The 20209-nt window shown below is 38.6% G+C and carries 19 protein-coding genes; 5 read left to right on the top strand and 14 right to left on the bottom strand.

The window, feature by feature from the left end; genetic code table 11:
* Positions 1-9: 9 nt before the first annotated feature.
* The 14 genes from atpF to rpmH form a co-directional block, all read right to left on the bottom strand.
* Positions 10-480: a F0F1 ATP synthase subunit B gene (gene atpF, locus I6E82_RS19225; RefSeq protein ID WP_004335264.1), complete on the bottom strand. Its 471-nt coding sequence runs from the start codon at positions 478-480 to the stop codon at positions 10-12.
* A gap of 41 nt (positions 481-521) precedes the next feature.
* Positions 522-764, bottom strand: a complete 243-nt coding sequence (atpE, locus tag I6E82_RS19220) for a F0F1 ATP synthase subunit C (protein ID WP_007585980.1) — start codon at positions 762-764, stop codon at positions 522-524.
* Between the two features lie 61 nt (positions 765-825).
* Entirely contained in the window at positions 826-1683 is an 858-nt protein-coding gene (gene atpB / locus I6E82_RS19215; protein WP_024592268.1) for a F0F1 ATP synthase subunit A, read from the bottom strand.
* A 15-nt stretch (positions 1684-1698) separates the two neighbouring features.
* A complete protein-coding gene (locus I6E82_RS19210; RefSeq protein WP_197118497.1) occupies positions 1699-2079 on the bottom strand; it encodes an ATP synthase subunit I in 381 nt (126 codons plus the stop codon).
* A 142-nt stretch (positions 2080-2221) separates the two neighbouring features.
* On the bottom strand, positions 2222-3145 hold the full coding sequence (locus tag I6E82_RS19205) for a ParB/RepB/Spo0J family partition protein (RefSeq protein ID WP_197113439.1): 924 nt from the start codon (positions 3143-3145) through the stop codon (positions 2222-2224).
* Positions 3146-3165: 20 nt separating this feature from the next.
* On the bottom strand, positions 3166-3951 hold the full coding sequence (locus I6E82_RS19200) for a ParA family protein (RefSeq protein WP_004335235.1): 786 nt from the start codon (positions 3949-3951) through the stop codon (positions 3166-3168).
* 14 nt (positions 3952-3965) lie between these two features.
* Positions 3966-4586 (bottom strand): 16S rRNA (guanine(527)-N(7))-methyltransferase RsmG, encoded by a 621-nt coding sequence (gene rsmG, locus I6E82_RS19195; protein WP_007585988.1) that lies wholly within the window; start codon positions 4584-4586, stop codon positions 3966-3968.
* A gap of 15 nt (positions 4587-4601) precedes the next feature.
* Positions 4602-6491 (bottom strand): tRNA uridine-5-carboxymethylaminomethyl(34) synthesis enzyme MnmG, encoded by a 1890-nt coding sequence (gene mnmG, locus I6E82_RS19190; RefSeq protein WP_197118496.1) that lies wholly within the window; start codon positions 6489-6491, stop codon positions 4602-4604.
* 428 nt (positions 6492-6919) lie between these two features.
* A complete protein-coding gene (gene mioC / locus I6E82_RS19185) occupies positions 6920-7369 on the bottom strand; it encodes an FMN-binding protein MioC (RefSeq protein WP_024591277.1) in 450 nt (149 codons plus the stop codon).
* A gap of 1106 nt (positions 7370-8475) precedes the next feature.
* On the bottom strand, positions 8476-9840 hold the full coding sequence (gene mnmE, locus I6E82_RS19180) for a tRNA uridine-5-carboxymethylaminomethyl(34) synthesis GTPase MnmE (protein ID WP_165729271.1): 1365 nt from the start codon (positions 9838-9840) through the stop codon (positions 8476-8478).
* Between the two features lie 135 nt (positions 9841-9975).
* Positions 9976-11613: a membrane protein insertase YidC gene (gene yidC / locus I6E82_RS19175; RefSeq protein ID WP_024592270.1), complete on the bottom strand. Its 1638-nt coding sequence runs from the start codon at positions 11611-11613 to the stop codon at positions 9976-9978.
* Positions 11614-11621: 8 nt separating this feature from the next.
* Complete coding sequence (yidD, locus tag I6E82_RS19170; protein ID WP_182696213.1) at positions 11622-11897, bottom strand: membrane protein insertion efficiency factor YidD; 276 nt, start codon at positions 11895-11897, stop codon at positions 11622-11624.
* Between the two features lie 129 nt (positions 11898-12026).
* Positions 12027-12449, bottom strand: coding sequence for a ribonuclease P protein component (gene rnpA, locus I6E82_RS19165; RefSeq protein WP_007584204.1), 423 nt, complete (start codon positions 12447-12449; stop codon positions 12027-12029).
* Positions 12450-12456: 7 nt separating this feature from the next.
* Entirely contained in the window at positions 12457-12591 is a 135-nt protein-coding gene (gene rpmH, locus I6E82_RS19160; RefSeq protein WP_004335215.1) for a 50S ribosomal protein L34, read from the bottom strand.
* Positions 12592-13109: 518 nt separating this feature from the next.
* Here rpmH and dnaA point away from each other — a divergent pair.
* From dnaA to glyQ, 5 genes are all read left to right on the top strand, one after another.
* Positions 13110-14498, top strand: a complete 1389-nt coding sequence (dnaA, locus tag I6E82_RS19155) for a chromosomal replication initiator protein DnaA (protein WP_010555148.1) — start codon at positions 13110-13112, stop codon at positions 14496-14498.
* Positions 14499-14511: 13 nt separating this feature from the next.
* Positions 14512-15615, top strand: coding sequence for a DNA polymerase III subunit beta (gene dnaN / locus I6E82_RS19150; protein ID WP_010555149.1), 1104 nt, complete (start codon positions 14512-14514; stop codon positions 15613-15615).
* A gap of 15 nt (positions 15616-15630) precedes the next feature.
* Entirely contained in the window at positions 15631-16725 is a 1095-nt protein-coding gene (recF, locus tag I6E82_RS19145; protein ID WP_008138030.1) for a DNA replication/repair protein RecF, read from the top strand.
* Between the two features lie 12 nt (positions 16726-16737).
* Complete coding sequence (gyrB, locus tag I6E82_RS19140) at positions 16738-19164, top strand: DNA topoisomerase (ATP-hydrolyzing) subunit B (protein ID WP_008172005.1); 2427 nt, start codon at positions 16738-16740, stop codon at positions 19162-19164.
* A 142-nt stretch (positions 19165-19306) separates the two neighbouring features.
* Complete coding sequence (gene glyQ, locus I6E82_RS19135) at positions 19307-20209, top strand: glycine--tRNA ligase subunit alpha (RefSeq protein ID WP_007584197.1); 903 nt, start codon at positions 19307-19309, stop codon at positions 20207-20209.

Here is a 20209-nt window from a genome sequence, read left to right as displayed (position 1 = left end):
CCCTCCTAATTACAGCTCAGCGACAAGTTTTTCAACGATGTCACTATGTGCGGCTTGATTAATTTCACGCTCTAAAATACGTTCTGCGCCAATCACTGCCAGAGTTGCTACTTGCTTACGTAGTTCTTCTGTTATGCGATTACGTTCAGACTCAACTTCAGAGTGCCCTTGAGCAATGATACTTTCACGCTCTTGTTGACCACGAAGTGTTTCTTCGTCAACAATTAGCACTGCACGCTTTTTAGCTTGATCAATGATATCAGCCGCTTGAGCTTTTGCATCTTTAAGCTGTTCAGCAGCTTTCTTTTGCGCAAGTTCTAAGTCTTTTTCGGCTCTATCAGAGGCAGCTAAACCATCTTCGATTTTTTTCTGGCGAGCTTCAATTGCACCGTTTAGTGGTGGCCATACGTATTTCATACAAAATAATACGAACACCGTAAACGCAATCAATTCACCGATAAGAGTGGCGTTTAAATTCACAACCGCTCCTCCTTAAATAGTAAGCTGTTCAAAGAATAAAATTAAAGTACGAACAACAATACCATAGCGATACCAACACCAATCATTGCTACAGCATCGATTAGACCAGCAAGAATAAACATCTTAACTTGTAGCGAAGGTGCAAGCTCAGGTTGACGCGCACATGCTTCAAGGAATTTACCGCCCATGTTACCAAAACCGATTGCTGTGCCGATTGCACCGAAACCGATTAGTAAAGCTACTGCGATGTATTTTAAGCCTGTTAATAATTCTAAAGCTTCCATTTATTTCTCCAAAGTTTCAATTGTAAAGTTAAAAGTAAAAGTAAAATTGTAAATCTAAAAATTAGTGATTATCTGAACTTGCCATGCTTAGGTATACAATCGTAAGCATCATGAATAAGAATGCTTGTAATGTAATAACTAGAATATGGAATACTGCCCAAACAAAGTGCAACGGTAGTTGCATAAAACCGATAGCGCCGATCAAGATGAAAATCAACTCACCAGCATATAAGTTACCAAACAAACGTAGTGCTAATGAAAACGGTTTAGAAACGAGTGCAATCAGTTCAAGTAATAAGTTAAATGGTATCAAAATAATTTGAACGAACACGTTATTTGAGTTGAACGGATGAAGCGTTAACTCTTTAATAAACCCGCCAATACCTTTTATTTTGATTGAAAAGCCAACCATTAGTATAAATACACCCAGCGCTAGCGCTGAAGTCATATTAATGTCAGTCGTTGGTACAATTTTCATGTACACATCGTGTGAATCCATACCAAATGCAGTCTCACCAACGAAACCTGCAAATGCTGGAAGGAAATCAACTGGTATTAAATCCATTAAGTTCATTAAGAACACCCAAACGAAAATCGTTAAGGCTAATGGTGCAATAAGCTTGCTTTTACCATGGAAAGTATCGCGTACGTTGTCACCAACAAATTCTACGATTATTTCAATAAAACACTGAAATTTTCCAGGTACACCTAGTGTTGATTTTTTAGCGGCACTACGAAAGATCCATAAAAATATAAGACCTAAACCGATAGACCATGCAAGGGTATCTATATGCCATGTCCAGAATCCACTGTCCGTACATGCTTTATTGAAGGCGAGACCTGTATCGGTCGAACACATCTTAGCATTGGTCAAATGGTGCTGGATATGGCCAGATAGAGTAACTTCTTCTGCTGCCATGTTATATCCCAAAAGTTAATGTTTAAAAAAAACGGGTGCGAACAATCCAGTAAAGAGCGCCAGTATATAAGTACTAAAAAAGGGTAATAAAATTACCGGAAAATGCTTCAGTACTAGCGCAAACAATACAATTGTTAGCATAAACTTTAATCCGTTGCCGCGTTTCAACGAGGCATACGCTTGATTTGCTCGACTTGCACCCATATATCTGAATGCATAAAGTGCAAATACAAAGTGCGGAAGTACTGCTACAGTTCCACCAGCGAGTGATGAAAGCGAGGCATTGACTCCCGAACTAAAAAAAATAATTACAGCAGCAACTAATGCTACAACACCCTGAAGGCAAATTAACTTTAATACGGCAAGTCGATATGGACTCGCTAACTTATCAGTCACGTTTAGTTAACCTTTATTGCGTTCTAATTGTTAGGGTGTGAAAACTGGCGAAATTATACTTAATCCTGCCAGTTTTGCAACTTGAGTAGATGCTTTGTAACACGAAATAGCTACAAATGTCCCTTTTTAGACATGTAGAAAACTAATGGTGGGTATTGTCGTGATTGATACGATTTAAAATGCCGTCAAGTTCATCTAGGTTAGTATACGAAATAACCAGTTTACCTTTGCCTTTTTTATTGTAGTTAATCTCTACTTTAGCACCTATATTTTCAGCGAGTTGTTGTTCTAACTGCTTAACATCTGGATCTTTTTCGGTTATTTCTTTAGCAGGTAAAGGTTCTAAAATTGAGCGTACGAGCTTTTCAGTTTCTCGAACTGTTAATGCTTTAGCTACAGCTAAACGAGCAGCATCTGACTGCGCTTCACCTTCAAGGGCTAACAGGCAACGAGCATGGCCCATTTCAATATCGCCATGTTCTAACAGAATTTTTACATCACTATTTAAGTTATTTAAACGAAGTAGGTTAGTTACAGTCGTACGTGATTTACCCACCGCATCTGCTACTTGCTGATGTGTTAATTCAAATTCTATTAGCAAACGATTAAGTGCAACTGCTTCTTCCATGGCATTTAAATCTTCACGCTGAATATTTTCTATCAGTGCAATCGCAACAGCTGCTTCATCAGGTACATCTTTAATAATACAAGGTACTGTTTCAAGCTTAGCTATTTGCGCTGCGCGCCAACGACGCTCACCCGCTATAATTTCAAAGCTATTATGTGCAATAGGGCGCACAACAATGGGTTGAATAATACCTTGTGAGCGAATAGAACTAGCAAGCTCTTCTAGCGCCTCTTCAGACATGTCTTTACGAGGTTGGTATTTACCAGAGTGTAAAAACTCTATTGGGAGTTTTTGTAATTCACTATTATTAGCCGCGGCATTTTGCACAGCCTCAGAAACATTTGATGTGTCTTGTTCCTTGCTTGGGCTTGGTGCAGGCTTTGACGAACTTAAAAGTGCATCGAGTCCTCGGCCTAAACCTCGTTTTTTAGCAGACATGTTATTTTTTTACCTCAAAGTTAGGCGACAACGGACGCTGTTTTTTCTTTTCTGCGTAACATTTCACCAGCGAGTGCTAAATATGCTTTAGCGCCACTTGATGCCCGGTCATAGTACATAGCAGGAGTACCAAAACTAGGTGCTTCAGCTAAACGAACATTACGCGGGATCACCGTACGGTATACTTTATCGCCAAAATGTTGTTTTAATTGTTCTGATACATCATTTGCCAAACGGTTACGCGGGTCGTACATAGTACGAAGTATGCCTTCAATTTGTAAGCTAGGATTCACTAACTTAGCAAGCTGCGTAATCGTATCCATTAATGCGGTTAACCCTTCAAGTGCATAATACTCACACTGCATTGGCACTAAAATAGAATCAGCTGCGGCCATTGCATTAACAGTTAACATATTTAGAGAGGGTGGACAGTCGATAAAAATAAATTCGTACTGGTCCTGAATTTTTTCAAGTGCATTACGTAAACGCACTTCACGGGCAAATAATTCCATCAATTTAACTTCTGCAGCGGTTACATCACCGTTTGCAGCAATCATATGGTATTCGCCAGACGTTTCTTTAATGATAACGTCTTCTATAGGTTTATCTTCAATAAGTAGGTCGTAAATAGTTGGCACGTCGCCATACTTATCTACGCCACTACCCATAGTCGCATTACCTTGCGGATCGAGATCAATTAACAGCACTTTACGTTTCGTTGCAGCCATAGACGCAGCGAGGTTAACAGCGGTTGTAGTTTTACCCACTCCACCTTTTTGATTTGCTAATGCGATGACTTTTGCCACTGTGTCTCTGATCCCTAGTCTTTAGAAAGAATAATTAAATGTCGTTGTGCATCTAAATTAGGTACTTCTAATGCAATTTTTTGCTCAAACTTAACGCCTGCAGGTAGTGACTCTAGCTCTTCGCTAGGGAACACGCCTTTAAGTGCTATAAATTTACCCGAATGATCGATTAAGTGCGAACACCAGTCAACCATATCTTGTAATGAAGCAAAAGCACGACTTAGTACGCCGTCTAATTTAACACTTGGTTGATATTCTTCAACTCTTGACTGAACCGGGGTTACATTATCAAGACCAAGCTCATGTTTAACATGCATTAAAAATCGTACACGTTTACCTAAGCTATCTAATAACACAAAATGTGTATTAGGTAATGCAATTGCTAATACGATACCCGGTAATCCAGGACCCGTTCCAACATCAATATAATGATGACCGGGTAAGTGAGGCGCAACAACTAAGCTATCCATTATATGCTTAATCATCATTTCTTCAGGTAAGCGTACTGAGGTTAAGTTATAAGCCTTATTCCACTTATTCAATAACTCGACGTAACGAACTAGCTGTTGCTGTTGTTTTTCTGTTAGCGCAATATCAGTTTGCGCTAACAATGTAGTTAATTGTTGCTGTAACACTATGTACCCTTACCGTTACGCGGATTTGCGTAATAAGCCTTGCTTCTTCAGATACACTAATAATAGCGAAATCGCCGCTGGGGTGATACCAGAAATACGCGATGCTTGACCAATAGTGTCAGGACGCGACTCAATAAGCTTGGCAACTACCTCATTTGACAAACCAGATACGGTTTTATAATCAAACTCTTTTGGTAAAATTGTTTGCTCATGACGAAGCTGTTTGTTGATCTCATCTTGTTGACGCGCAATATAACCTGCGTACTTAGTATGGATCTCAACTTGTTCAAGTGCCGCTTTGTTTGTAAATTCAGATCCTAATCCTTCTATAGCCATAAGATCGTTATAACGAATCTCTGGGCGACGAAGTAATTCTTCTAAACTTGCTTCACGTGTAAGCGGTGTTTTCAGTAATGCATTTACTTGTTCTACAACGGCGTGATCTTTATGAATCCACGTATCTTTAATGCGTTGCTTCTCTTTTTCGATTACTTCCATTTTTTCGTTAAATGCCTGCCAGCGTTCGTCATTAACTAAACCTAGTTCACGGCCTTTTTCAGTTAAACGAATATCAGCATTATCTTCACGAAGTAATAAACGGTATTCGGCACGACTGGTAAACATGCGGTATGGTTCTTTTGTACCCAGTGTTGCTAAGTCGTCGATTAATACACCAACGTAAGCTTCATCACGACGTGGTGTCCAAGAATCTTTGCCTTGTACTTTTAGTGCAGCATTCATACCTGCAATTAAGCCTTGTGCACCCGCTTCTTCATAGCCGGTAGTACCGTTAATTTGACCCGCAAAAAATAAACCTTCAATAAATTTAGTTTCTAAAGATTGTTTTAAATCACGTGGATCAAAGTAATCATATTCAATTGCGTAACCAGGTCGACAAATATGTGCATTTTCAAAACCTGTAATCGATTGCACAATTTCAAGTTGTACATCAAACGGTAAACTAGTCGAAATACCATTTGGGTATAATTCGTATGATGTTAAACCTTCAGGCTCAACAAATATTTGATGTTTATCTTTATCTGCAAAACGAACAATTTTATCTTCAATTGAAGGGCAGTATCGTGGACCAATACCTTCAATAACACCTGAGTACATAGGTGAGCGATGTAAGTTTTTACGAATAACATCATGTGTTTTTTCGTTTGTGTAAGTGATGTAACACGGTATTTGTTGTGGGTGATCAGCTTGCTTACCCATAAATGAAAATACAGGGGTAGGTGTATCACCTGGTTGTGCTTCCATTTTAGTAAAATCAACAGTACGTGCATCAATACGTGGTGGAGTACCCGTTTTTAAACGATCAACTCTAAATGGATGTTCACGTAAACGATCAGCTAAAGCGATTGAAGGAGGATCGCCTGCACGACCGCCTTTATAATTTTCTAAACCAATATGAATTAAGCCGCCTAAAAAAGTACCCACGGTTAAAACAACACTTGGTGCACTAAAACGTAAACCCATTTGAGTTACTACGCCAGTAACACGATCGTTTTCAACAATAAGATCATCACATGATTGTTGAAAAATCTTAAGGTTATCTTGGTTTTGTAATGTTGTTTGAATAGCCGCTTTGTACAAAGCGCGATCTGCTTGTGCTCGAGTAGCACGAACAGCAGGTCCTTTTGAAGAATTTAGTGTACGAAATTGGATCCCGCCTTTATCAATGGCCTGTGCCATTGCACCACCAAGAGCGTCGATCTCTTTTACCAAATGACCTTTGCCAATCCCACCAATTGCTGGGTTGCAAGACATTTGACCAAGGGTATCCATATTGTGAGTCAGTAGCAGGGTATTCATCCCCATACGGGCAGCTGCTAATGCGGCTTCAGTGCCAGCATGTCCACCACCTACTACGATAACGTCAAAATTTTCGTGAAAAATCATTAATGGGATCCTACTTAAATCAAACCGGTAAACTTCAAAAGGGAGCGTATTCTACCTAGAAATTGGCAGAAGATAAATGATTAAACAAAGGGCAAGATCTAAGTATGTGATCTCTAATAATATAAAGGATCTTTTAAAGAGATCTTTTATTACTATTACTACTACTGATCGACTTTTCTGTTGATAAGGTTTAGATCTTCATTTAAAACATGAAATTAGATCAGATCTAAAGGTGTTAATATGATCGGATCATCCAGCAAATAAGCTCTGATCAAAAAGGCACTTTATGCACAGGGTTGAATCAGTTGGATCTTATCCAATGGATAAGCATGCTTTAAAACGCAGTTTATTCAATCTTTATCCACAAAACCTATTAAATTATTAGTAAATTGTGGGTAACTTTATATATAACTTTTTACTTGATCTATCTATTTTATGCCTGTTTGAGCTATCCAAGAGTCTAACCACGTTAATGCAGTGTCTTCTGGTAGTGCTTCATCGAGAATATTAAGCTCTAAACGTTCTGCTACTTTTATAGCGCCTTTTTGAGTTAATAAGGCATCTATATTACGTCCTGCTAGGTTATAAGTGTCATAACTAGTGTCGCCTAAAGCGATTACTGAATATTTTAATTCAGATAAATCATCTGCTTGAGTTACATCTTCAACAAAACTAATAAGGTTTTCAGGGTAATCACCTGCACCATAAGTTGATGTGCAGATTAACCAAATGGTATTTTGCTGATCAATATCGCTAAATTCAGGTTGATCATGTAGTTGCGTAGTAATACCAAGGTTATTAAGCGCGTCGCTTAATTGCTCTGCAACATACTCGGCTGATCCCATTTGGCTGCCGACAATAAGATTTACTGAACTCATGAATATTAGTGATCACATTGGTTATAATTGCCGCCTATGATAACTGAGTGAGGATAACAGTAAAGTTAAGAGTGCTTTTTTGTATAACTATTTTTGCGGTAATTTTACACTCATTCAAAATTGTGTCTTTAAGTTGTTGATAATATAGTGTTTAACAAATTATCTTTAAATGTAATCTTCTGATCAAGTTGTTGATAACAGTGGGGGAAGCTCTGCTTAAACTGTTTTTTTAGGTTGTTTTATATTCGCTAAGTTATTGATATTACTTATCAGTAAAAAATTAAATTGTAAATATCTCAATTAAAAATACATGTTGATCATAATGTGGATATAAAGCCTGTTGATAACCTTAAATTTAGATCGAAAATAATTTTTAAAAATGATCTAATAAAGCAGATCTAATGAAATTAATTAAAAATAAGTTCATAAATAGATAAATTACAATTGATCATGAGGTTTTTGCGACTGATTTACCTCGTTTTGGTATTTATTTGAGCTGAAAATTAGGTATTGTGGATAAGTGATCTCGGTATTTTTAATTTTATGCGAATTTAGAGCTGCTATTTTTATTAATTTTGCTGGTGGAGTTAGCAGATCAAAAGTGTTGAATACTTAACAGTTGAGTTATTTTATTTAAAAATCACGGTGATTATCAAATTATATGTTGTCAAAAGTAAGCTTTTTAGAGTACTAATCAGTGTTTTTTAGCTCTTTAATTGAGCGAATAGCATTATTTTTTGCGTGTATGAGGTGTGTTTTAGTGCATTTTTGTGAGCTAAAGTAAGTATAAGGAAGCCATTTATAACTACTTTTTGTATGACATATAATGCTATTAAAGCGTGCGGTTGTTTGAAAAGGCATCGGTTTTAGCCTTAATAATAGGTGTAATTTGTGCTATTAATTCCCCCAATAAGCACTCTCAGTATTGCCTACTTTATATAATCTGACCTCTCTTAGCACGTAACAAAGGTAGTTTTGGATATGATTTTATTGGCAGTAATTTGCAGGCATCAGGTGTATAAATACATATTTTACAGCAGAATATTTTACATAAAAAAAGAGCACCTAAGTGCTCTTATAATAAAAATATATCTGTAATAGGGTGTTTATTTACCAATACAAAACGAGCTAAATATTTTGCCAAGTAAGTCGTCTGAGGTAAATTCACCTGTAATTTCATTTAAATGCTGTTGTGTTAAACGCAGTTCTTCAGCGAGTATTTCACCAGCAATGTGCATTTCTAACTGCGTTTTACCCGTTTCTAAATGATACGCAGCACTTTCTAGTGCATCCAAATGACGACGGCGTGCCATAAAGCCACCTTCTGTTGCGCCTTGAAAACCTATACAAGCTTTTAAATGCTCGCGAACAAGTTCAATACCGTCAGCATTTTTAGCACTTAAGCTGATGACCGGGTATTGTTGCTCTTGCTCCATTCCGACTATGTCGCCCGATAAATCAGCTTTATTTCTGATGACCGTAACCCCCATACCTTCTGGTAATTTTGCCATAAATTCAGGCCAAATTTTGTGCGGGTCAGTATCTATAGTGTCAGTGCCATCAAGCATAAATAAAACGCGGTCGGCTTGGTTTATTTCATCCCATGCACGCTCAATACCTATTTGTTCTACTCTGTCTGGGCTTTCACGAAGGCCTGCGGTATCTATAATATGCAGTGGCATACCATCTATATGTATATGCTCTCTTAGTACGTCGCGAGTGGTACCGGCTATTTCTGTTACGATTGCGGCTTCACGACCGGCTAGAGCGTTAAGCAGGCTTGATTTACCCGCATTAGGGCGACCTGCAATAACAACACGCATACCTTCGCGCATGATGCTGCCTTGCTTGGCTTGGTTGGTTACAGTGTTAAGCTGAGTAATAATCGCGTCTAAGTCGCCTGACACTTTACCATCTGATAAAAAATCAATTTCTTCATCAGGAAAATCTATTGCCGCTTCTACATACATACGTAAGTGAATTACTTTTTCTACGAGTGTTTCTATGTGCTTAGAAAATTCACCTTGGAGAGACTGTAGGGCACTTTTAGCGGCTTGCTCGCTCGTAGCATTAATTAAGTCGGCGATAGCTTCTGCTTGTGTTAAATCAAGCTTGTCATTCATAAATGCGCGCTCTGAGAACTCACCAGGCTTTGCTAAACGAACGCCCTCTATTTTACTAATTTCTTTAAGTAACATATCCAGTACTACAGGACCGCCGTGGCCTTGCAATTCAAGTACGTCTTCACCAGTAAATGAGTTAGGACCTGCAAAGTAAATGGCAATACCTTGATCAAGTTGCTCGCCAGCAAGGCTTTTAAATGGCACATAATCGGCGTAGCGAACTTTAGGTATTTTACCTACTACTTTTTCGGCGACACTTTTAGCAAGGCTACCTGAAACGCGAATAATACCAACACCACCACGTCCAGGTGCTGTTGCTTGTGCTGCAATTGTATCTTGATTGATCATGCTATTAATTTGCCAACGATGAGTAACTTTATGCCCGTATTGTAACCTATCGATTTATTTGTAGCGAATAGCTGTGGTGAAAAACAGGCAATAAAAAAGGCGACCGAAGTCGCCTTTATATAAGTAGGAGCTTAGTTAGCCTCTTACTTTAATTCCTTTCTTTTCCATGCCACGGTAGATGATTAACATCTGGACAATAGAAATAAGGTTAGACACTAACCAGTAAAGAACTAAACCAGATGGGAACCATAAGAAGAATACAGAGAAGATAACCGGCATAAAGGTCATCATTTTTTGCTGCATTGGATCAGTAACCGTCATAGGTTGTAGCTTTTGCGTTACAAACATACTCGCACCAAATAATATTGGCAAGACGTAGTACGGGTCTTTCGCAGAAAGGTCAGTTAACCAAAAAATGAATTCAGCATGGCGAAGTTCAGTAGACTCTAAGAATACGTAGAACAAGGCTAAGAAAATTGGCATTTGTAGCAAAATAGGGAAACAGCCACCCATTGGGTTAACTTTTTCTTTTTTGTACATTTCCATAGTTGCTTGGCCGAACTTTTGACGGTCATCACCAAACTTTTCTTTAAGGGCTGCCATTTTAGGCTGTAGGGCACGCATTTTTGCCATTGAAGTGTATTGCGCTTTAGTAAGTGGGTACATTAACGATTTAACGATAATAGTGATGGCAATAATTGCTACACCCCAGTTACCTAAAATGCTGTGTAGCCATTTTAGCAATACAAATAAAGGTTGCGAGATAAAAAATAACCAACCGTAATCTACGGTTAGGTCTAGGTCTGGGTGAATCGCTTCAAGAATATCTGACTCTTTCGGGCCCATATAATAAGTAGCAGTTAATGTTTGCTCACTACCAGCTTGAATATTTACAGCGGGATCTTTAGCACCAATAATAGCGGCATTACTTTTTGTAATTAAGCTATAAAGTGTATTTGATTGATCCTGCATTGGAACCCAAGCACTTACAAAGTAATGTTGAATAAAGGCAACGTAACCACCTTGTGTGCTTTTATTTAGGTTTTTATCAGCCATATCTGAAAAACTATACTTTTCGTATTTTTCTTCATCAGTACCGTATGCAGCACCTAAATAGTTTTGATCAACCATGCTACCTTTTTCTTGTACGGTACGCTTAATTTGCGTGTATAGCTGTACTTGAAGAGGTGCGCTGGTAGTGTTGTTAATTTTGTATTCTAAGCCTACGTCATACTGACCTTTTTTGAATACATACGTTTTAGTAAAACTAACACCATTACTATCAGTAAACTGAAGTGGAACGCGAAGCTCATCACCCGTTAAGGTATATGACTTTTGTTCGGTATTGTAAGTAGGGCGACCGTTAGCTGATGCGTCAGGGCCATTTAAGCCAATTAAGCCACTTTGTGAAAAGTATTGTTTGCCACCATCAAGCTGACCAAGAAGCATATAAGGCGTTTCACTGCCTTTTGTCTCTTCGTATTGAAGAAGGTCTGTTTCAACAATGTCACCGCCTTTGGTGTCAATTTTAACTTTAAAAACGTCAGTTGTAATTTCAATAACTGAACGCTTAGCTAAAGTTGCTGAAGCAGGTAACTCTGAATCTGACGATGAAGGAATATAATCATCCGACTCTGGTGAATTTGCTTGTAGTGTTTGTGTTGTGGCACTTGGATCGACTTTAGGCTTGTTGTAATCATTATCCCATTCTTGGAACAATAAAAACGACACTAGCATTAGGCCAATTAATAAAAACGTGCGTTGCGATTCCATAACAGCTCTTATTTCTCGTGTTGGTGGTTAATATGGGTTAATTTTTCAGGAACGGGGTCGTTTCCGCCTGAATGTAAAGGATGGCATTTTAATATGCGTTTTAAAGCTAACCAACTACCTTTTATAAATCCATGCAAATTAATTGCTTGAATTGCATAATGTGAGCAGCTTGGATTAAAACGACAATGCGGACCTAACAGCGGGCTAATCCACTTTTGATAACCGCGGATAAATAACACTAAACAAATCTTAGGAAAAGCAACAAGTGGTTTAATTAACCTCATGATGTTTATGCCCCTACTTAAGTTTAGTGAGATAGATATCATGTATTTAAAGACTCAATTAGAAAATTTAAATGCATGATTAAAAGGTGAGCTAAAGATACATTAATTAACCCTGCAATTCTATTGCAATTAGGTTTGTTTATTAGATTTAGCTGATTTGTTTGGGCGTTTCTTAAAAGGTGGCGGTTTAGGTGCACCTGGTTTACAGCGTTCGTTAATTTTTCGCCATAATTTAGTAAGTTGTTTGGTTATTTCTTCATTAGACTGCTCATCAATACCATTTTTAACCATAAGCACAATATCAATATTATCGATGCTGTGTTGATTTAAACGAAAACTTTCGCGAGCGAGACGTTTAATACGGTTTCGTTGGCATGCCTTTTTTACACGTTTTTTAGCAACAGTAAGACCTAACCGAGGTTTTTCTTGGTCATTTGGTTTAGCTAATAGAGTAAAGAAAGGAGTTGCAGCCCGAGCGGGTTCATTAAATATGCGAGAGTAATGCGAGGGAGTTAACAGACGTAACTCCCTGCCAAAGCTAAAGTCTTCCACTTATAAATTAAGCAGAAAGAACTTTGCGGCCTTTAGCGCGGCGACGTGCTAATACTTTACGGCCATTTACAGTTGCCATGCGAGCACGGAAGCCGTGTGCACGTTTGCGTTTTAAAACGCTAGGTTGAAAAGTTCTTTTCATAACAATCTCATCCGATCGGTTAAAGTTAAAACATCCTATACAGGTCGCGATCCTGGCATAGGTGCCATTGCGAGCGCGAGATATTATAGAGTAAGTAATGTAAAGTCAATCATAATTACGTTAAGGGTATATAACCCACCTACTACTATATAAGAGATCATATAAGGCGATCTGTTAGGATCATCATAAATAAGAAGTTTTCCACAGCCCCTGTATAAAAAGTGAATAAAAGCGGGGGAAAAGTAAATTGGATCGTAAATTTGGTTCGCGATCTTGGTGTTATTTTGTTATGATCTCCTCTCAGGATCTAAAATAAAAACTGTTTTAAATCAGCTTGTTAATGATTTTATACATCGATATCAACAATTTTATAAAAATCAATCTTTTACTTGTGGATAAAGTGTCTTCATAATACGCGGTCTTGGGTCGCTTATTGGACCATTTGAACGCAATAAATGTATGATTTATAATCATTAATGATGTGCGGGAATAAAAATTATATCTCTGGGAGTTTAACTGTGTATCTGTCGGTTTGGCAAAGTTGTTTATATGTATTGCAAGATGAGCTGCCTTCGCAGCAATTCAGTATGTGGGTAAGACCGCTACAAGCAGAAAGTACCGAAGATACCTTGACGATTTATGCACCTAATCGCTTTGTGCTTGATTGGGTGAGAGAAAAGTACCTAAATAGAATTAACGAATTACTAGTAGAGATTTGTGGTGTTGAAGCACCAAAACTACGTTTTGATGTAGGTAGTAAACCTTTATTAAATGCACAAGCTGCACCGGTTATAGAAACTCAATCGGCACCAAGTGCACACGCTTCAGCAAAACAACAGCCTCGCGAGCAAAAGCCAGTTGTTGAACCTGCACCTAAGTCAGGTTACAAATCTAACATTAAAGAAAACTATACTTTTGATAGCTTTGTTGAAGGTAAATCAAACCAACTAGCAAAAGCTGCGGCCACACAGGTTGCCGACAATCCTGGCTCTGCTTTTAACCCTGTATTTATATACGGTGGCACTGGTTTAGGTAAAACTCACTTATTACATGCAGTAGGTAATGGCATTATGGCAAATAAGCCAGATGCTAAAATTGTTTACATGCATTCAGAACGCTTTGTTCAAGACATGGTAAAGGCACTTCAAAATAATGCGATAGAAGAATTTAAGCGTTATTACCGTAGTGTTGATGCATTAATGATTGATGATATTCAATTTTTTGCTAACAAAGAGCGTTCACAAGAAGAATTTTTTCATACCTTTAATGCATTGCTTGAAGGCAACCAACAAATTATTTTAACCTCTGACCGTTACCCTAAAGAGATTGAAGGTGTTGAAGACAGGCTAAAATCACGTTTTGGTTGGGGATTAACAATTGCGATTGAGCCACCAGAGCTTGAAACACGCGTTGCTATTTTAATGAAAAAAGCCCAGCAAAGTAAGATTAACTTACCACACGAAGTTGCTTTTTTTATTGCCAAAAAATTACGTTCAAATGTTCGTGAACTAGAGGGTGCACTTAACCGTGTAATCGCTAATGCGAACTTTACTGGTCGTCCAATTTCAATTGATTTTGTAAAAGAAGCGCTACGCGATTTACTTGCCTTGCAAGATAAACTGGTTACCATAGACAATATTCAGCGCACTGTTGCTGAGTACTATCGAATTCGTATATCAGACCTGTTATCTAAGCGCCGCAGCCGCTCTATAGCGAGGCCACGCCAGGTAGCTATGGCATTGTCTAAAGAATTAACTAATCACAGCTTACCTGAGATTGGTGACGCATTTGGTGGGCGCGATCATACGACCGTATTACATGCATGTCGTAAGATAAAATCACTACGTGATGAAAGCCACGAAATTAAAGAAGATTACCAAAACTTAATAAGAACATTGTCATCTTAGGGCTGACTTTATTATGCAAATAACAATATCAAGACAACAATTTTTAAAGCCATTGGTGCAAGTGTCGGGCGCAATAGAGCGCAAACACACGTTGCCAATTTTATCTAACGTTTTGTTAGTGGTAGAAAACGGACAACTTTCAATGACGGGTACTGACCTTGAAATTGAACTAGTTTCTGGCGTATTTGTAGGTGATGATATTGCCGATACAAAACTAACGTTACCCGCTAAAAAGTTACTCGATATTTGTAAAAGTCTACCAGATGGTTCAGACATTACTTTAAGCTTGCAAGAGCATCAATTACTTTTGACCAGTGGTAAAAGCCGTTTTTCATTAACGACTTTATCGGCTGATGATTTTCCTAACTTAGAAGAGTGGGACGGAGAGGTTGAATTTCAACTAACTCGTTTAGAGCTTCGTAAGTTACTCGAAAGCACGCATTTTTCGATGGCAAATCAAGACGTACGTTATTACTTAAATGGTATGTCGTTTGAAGTAGATAATACCGACATAAAAACAGTAGCAACAGATGGTCACCGTTTAGCTATAGCGCAAAAGCAATTAACGCAATCGCTTAATACGCAGCGCCAGCTAATTATACCTCGCAAAGGTGTGCAAGAAATTATGCGCCTTATGGTAGCTGACGATGAATTGGTAACAATTCAGTTTGGTGCTAACCATATCCGTATTATTGATATTGAGTTTACATTTACAAGTAAACTGGTTGATGGGCGTTTTCCAGATTACCGTCGTGTATTACCACGTGGTGGCGACAAAGTAATTACAGCTAACCGAGAATGGTTACGTAATGCGTTCCAACGAGTGTCCATTTTATCTAATGAAAAGTTTCGTGGTGTACGCTTAAACTTATCAAATGGTTTATTAAAAATTACGGCCAACAATCCAGAGCAAGAACAAGCTGAAGAAGTTGTTGAAGTAAGTTACGAAGGTGCCGACCTAGAAATAGGGTTTAACGTGTCTTACGTATTAGACGTACTAAACACATTAAAAACAGAAGACGTACTATTTACATTAGCCGACTCAAACAGCAGTGCATTAATTGAAGGTGCAGGCGATGAAGAAGCAATGTACGTTGTTATGCCTATGCGTTTATAAGACTATAAATACATAATGAGCTTAAGTCATTTGAGCCTCAAATATTTTCGTAATATTGAGGCGCTGACGCTAGAACCAGTTAACGGCGTTAATATAATATATGGTGAAAATGGCAGCGGAAAAACCAGCCTTTTAGAGGCTATCTATTACCTTTCTCACGGCAAATCTTTTCGTACTCCAAAACACAAAAGTATTATCGCGCATCAGCAAGAGCAGTTTGTAATTCACGGGCGCAAAACAATACACGACTTATCTATTCCAATTGGTATTAGTAAAACCCAAACGGGTGAAACTAATTTAAAAATTCAAGGTAAGGCGAGCCGTAAAATATCCGAACTAGCTCAACTCATGCCAGTGCAAATTATTACACCAGAGAGTTATTCTTTATTTTTTGGTGGGCCTAAAGAGCGCAGAAAGTTTTTAGATTTAGGTTTGTTCCACGTGGAACATGAGTTCTTTTTTTTATGGCAATCGTTCAATAAAGTACTTAAACAACGTAATGCATTGTTAAAAACTAAGCCCAAGAATTATTTTGACCAAATTAAGTTTTGGGACAAAGAATTTGTTAGACTGGCTGAAGAAATAAATAAATTAAGATTGGCGTATATAAGTAGGTTTAAGCAGCAGTTTTTTGATAAAATGTGTGCAGAATTAACGCTTGTACGTGATTTAGAAATGACCTTTAACGCAGGCTGGAAAGAGACCGAATCTCTTGCAGATGCGTTAGAGCAAAACTTTGAGCGAGATGCTCGCCAAGGATTTACAAGTAAAGGCCCTCATAAGGCCGATTTTAGTTTTAGTGTCGCTGGCAACAGTGTGGAGAATACATTCTCACGCGGTCAATTAAAGTTACTATTGTATGCGTTAAAAGTTACGCAAAATAGCTTAATTGAGTCAGAGACAGATAAGCAATCTATATTGCTAATAGATGATCTACCTTCAGAGTTAGGCGAAGATACAAAAGAGAAAGTGGGACAATTACTTGCTCACTGCAGTTCTCAAATTTTTATCTCTTCAATTTTGTCTGAAAGTATTTCTGCTGTGGTGGAACCCATGCAACGAGAACTACAAATGTTCCACGTGAAACATGGCAACCTAATAACAAGATAAGTGGGATTAACCATGTCTGAGAATTATGACTCGTCGAGTATTAAAGTACTTAAAGGATTAGACGCAGTAAGAAAGCGTCCTGGAATGTATATTGGGGACACCGATGATGGCACAGGCTTACACCACATGGTGTTTGAGGTCGTTGATAACTCGATCGATGAAGCCTTAGCAGGTCATTGTGATGATATTTATGTAACGATTCACTTAGACGGTTCTGTCTCAGTACGAGATAACGGTCGTGGTATTCCAACTTCTATCCATGAAGAAGAAGGCGTATCAGCAGCCGAAGTTATTATGACGGTACTTCATGCCGGTGGTAAGTTTGATGATAACTCTTATAAAGTATCTGGTGGCTTACACGGTGTTGGTGTTTCTGTTGTAAATGCACTTTCAGAAAAGCTAAAACTTACAGTTCGCCGTGAAGGTAAACTTCATGAGCAGTTTTACACTATGGGTGTTCCAGATGCTCCTTTAGCTGTTATTGGTGAATCAGACACGACTGGTACAGAACTGCGTTTTTGGCCAAGTGGTGAAACATTCACAAACTTAGATTTTCATTACGAAATTTTAGCTAAGCGTTTACGCGAGCTTTCATTCCTAAATTCAGGTGTGAGCATCATTTTAAATGATGAACGTGAAGAAAATAAATCTGACCACTTTAAATACGAAGGCGGTATTCAAGCTTTCGTTGAATACTTAAACCGTAATAAAACACCTATACATAAAGGTGTATTCCATTTTACTCACGAACGTGAAGAAGATGGTATTAGCGTTGAAGTATCAATGCAGTGGAATGATGCATACCAAGAAAATATTTACTGTTTCACAAATAATATTCCACAACGTGATGGTGGTACTCACTTAGCCGGTTTTAGATCAGCGCTAACACGTACACTTAATAACTACATGGAAAAAGAAGGCTTTAACAAAAAAGCTAAAACAACCAGCAATGCTACCGGTGATGATGCCCGTGAAGGCTTAACGGCTGTTGTTAGTGTTAAAGTTCCTGATCCTAAGTTCTCATCGCAAACTAAAGACAAGCTCGTTTCAAGTGAAGTTAAGTCTGCAGTTGAACAAGCAATGGCTGAAAAATTTACTGAGTTTTTATTAGAAAACCCAACTGATGCCAAAATTGTTGTAGGTAAGATTATTGATGCCTCACGTGCTCGTGAAGCGGCGCGTAAAGCCCGTGAAATGACACGTCGTAAAGGTGCAATGGACTTAGCAGGCTTACCTGGTAAGCTAGCTGATTGCCAAGAAAAAGATCCTGCCCAATCTGAACTATATATAGTGGAAGGGGACTCTGCTGGCGGATCAGCCAAGCAGGGACGTAACCGTAAAAACCAAGCTATTCTTCCGCTTAAAGGTAAAATCTTAAACGTAGAAAAAGCACGTTTTGATAAAATGTTATCTTCGCAAGAAGTAGCAACACTAATTACTGCATTAGGATGTGGTATTGGTCGTGACGAATATAACCCTGAGAAATTACGTTACCACCGTATCATCATCATGACCGATGCGGACGTGGATGGTTCTCACATTCGTACGTTACTATTAACATTCTTCTATCGCCAAATGCCTGAAATTGTAGAACGCGGCTATATTTACATTGCTCAACCACCACTTTATAAAGTGAAAAAAGGTAAGCAAGAGCGTTATATTAAAGATGACCCTGCATTAGTTGAATACCTAACATCGCTTGCTCTTAATGGTGCAGCGTTGTATGCAAGTACAGATGCACCTGCTCTTGAAGGTGAAGCACTAGAAGAAATCGTTCACGATTATCAAAACACAGTTAAAGTAATTGAGCGTTTAAAGCGTAAATACCCTAACACGGTAATGGAACGCTTAATTTATCAGACAGAATTGAAAACTGATGACCTTTCAGATGAAGCTAAAGTAATTGCTTGGACTAAAGTGTTGGTTGACGACCTAATTGCACGTGATGAAGATGCGACTATTTTCCATGCTGGTACAGAGCATGATGCTGAGCGTAATATGTATTACCCGGTTGTGAATATTCGTCAGCACGGTGTAGATAAAGCACACGTACTTCATTATGACTTTATTGCGTCACGTGACTACCAACGCATTGCTGTGACTGGTACTAACATCGCAAACATCCTTAGCGAAGGTGCATATATTCAACGTGGTGAGAAAACAAAACCTGTTGATAACTTTGTGGATGCTTTGGAATGGTTGATCACAGAATCGAAGCGAGGGATCTATATTCAACGCTATAAAGGACTGGGCGAAATGAACCCAAGCCAGCTTTGGGAGACCACAATGGATCCTAGTGCTCGTCGTATGTTACAAGTAACGATCGAAGATGCTGTTGGCGCGGATCAATTATTTGCGACCTTAATGGGTGACCAAGTAGAGCCTCGTCGTGAGTTTATTGAAAAGAACGCACTACGTGTAGTTAACTTAGACGTGTAAAAAATATTGCTTACATAGAAAAAGGAGCCTAATGGCTCCTTTTTTATTTTCTTCAATTACACAAACTGCTTAAAACCTGAGTGTACACACGGTATACTAAGGGTAATTTTCACGCTACTTCTTAGATAGTAAAAAGCCAAATATGCAAAAATATGACGTAAAAACCTTTCAAGGTTTGATCCTGGCTTTACAGGATTATTGGGCGCAGCAAGGCTGTGTCATTATTCAACCACTTGATATGGAAGTGGGCGCAGGGACATTTCACCCGCAAACTTTTTTAAAGTCTATTGGTCCAGAGCCAATGGCGAGTGCATACGTGCAACCGTGTCGTCGTCCTACCGATGGTCGCTACGGTGAAAATCCAAATCGCTTACAACACTACTACCAATTTCAGGTAGTTTTAAAGCCATCGCCAGATAACATCCAAGAGCTTTATTTAGGCTCTTTAGCGGCTATGGGTATCGATACACTAACTCACGAAGTTCGCTTTGTAGAAGACAACTGGGAATCACCTACGTTAGGTGCTTGGGGCCTAGGTTGGGAAATTTGGTTAAACGGCATGGAAGTAACGCAGTTTACCTACTTCCAACAAGTTGGTGGTATTGAGTGTTCACCAGTAACGGGTGAGATCACTTACGGCCTAGAGCGTTTAGCAATGTACATTCAAGGCGTAGATAGTATTTACGACTTAGTATGGGCAGACGGTCCACTAGGGCGCGTAACCTACGGCGACGTGTTCCATCAAAATGAAGTAGAGCAGTCTACTTACAATTTTGAACACGCAAACGTAGAAGACTTATTTGCTCAGTTTGATAAATGTGAAGCAGAGAGCCAAAAGTTAATTGAAGCAAACTTACCACTACCGGCTTACGAGCAAGTAATGAAAGCATCGCACGCATTTAACTTACTAGACGCACGCCACGCAATTTCGGTAACTGAACGTCAACGTTATATTTTACGCGTTCGTGCATTATCAAAAGCGTGTGCACAAAGTTACTATGACAAACGCGAAGCGCTTGGTTTCCCGCTGTGTAAGGATAAGTAA

Source organism: Pseudoalteromonas sp. NZS11, assembly GCF_015864765.1.
Taxonomy (GTDB): Bacteria; Pseudomonadota; Gammaproteobacteria; order Enterobacterales; family Alteromonadaceae; genus Pseudoalteromonas; species Pseudoalteromonas arctica.
The sequence above is the reverse complement of the archived record's forward strand: the minus strand, read 5'-3'. Positions and strand labels throughout refer to the sequence as shown.

Excerpts from the sequence above, each read along its gene's own strand:
- rpmH (WP_004335215.1), bottom strand. The coding sequence starts at position 12,591 with ATGAAAAGAACTTTTCAACCTAGCGTTTTAAAACGCAAACGTGCACAC.
- gyrB (WP_008172005.1), top strand. The coding sequence starts at position 16,738 with ATGTCTGAGAATTATGACTCGTCGAGTATTAAAGTACTTAAAGGATTA.
- recF (WP_008138030.1), top strand. The coding sequence starts at position 15,631 with ATGAGCTTAAGTCATTTGAGCCTCAAATATTTTCGTAATATTGAGGCG.
- mnmE (WP_165729271.1), bottom strand. The coding sequence starts at position 9,840 with ATGATCAATCAAGATACAATTGCAGCACAAGCAACAGCACCTGGACGT.
- mioC (WP_024591277.1), bottom strand. The coding sequence starts at position 7,369 with ATGAGTTCAGTAAATCTTATTGTCGGCAGCCAAATGGGATCAGCCGAG.
- atpB (WP_024592268.1), bottom strand. The coding sequence starts at position 1,683 with ATGGCAGCAGAAGAAGTTACTCTATCTGGCCATATCCAGCACCATTTG.
- yidC (WP_024592270.1), bottom strand. The coding sequence starts at position 11,613 with ATGGAATCGCAACGCACGTTTTTATTAATTGGCCTAATGCTAGTGTCG.
- atpE (WP_007585980.1), bottom strand. The coding sequence starts at position 764 with ATGGAAGCTTTAGAATTATTAACAGGCTTAAAATACATCGCAGTAGCT.
- glyQ (WP_007584197.1), top strand. The coding sequence starts at position 19,307 with ATGCAAAAATATGACGTAAAAACCTTTCAAGGTTTGATCCTGGCTTTA.
- yidD (WP_182696213.1), bottom strand. The coding sequence starts at position 11,897 with ATGAGGTTAATTAAACCACTTGTTGCTTTTCCTAAGATTTGTTTAGTG.
- dnaN (WP_010555149.1), top strand. The coding sequence starts at position 14,512 with ATGCAAATAACAATATCAAGACAACAATTTTTAAAGCCATTGGTGCAA.
- I6E82_RS19205 (WP_197113439.1), bottom strand. The coding sequence starts at position 3,145 with ATGTCTGCTAAAAAACGAGGTTTAGGCCGAGGACTCGATGCACTTTTA.
- mnmG (WP_197118496.1), bottom strand. The coding sequence starts at position 6,491 with ATGATTTTTCACGAAAATTTTGACGTTATCGTAGTAGGTGGTGGACAT.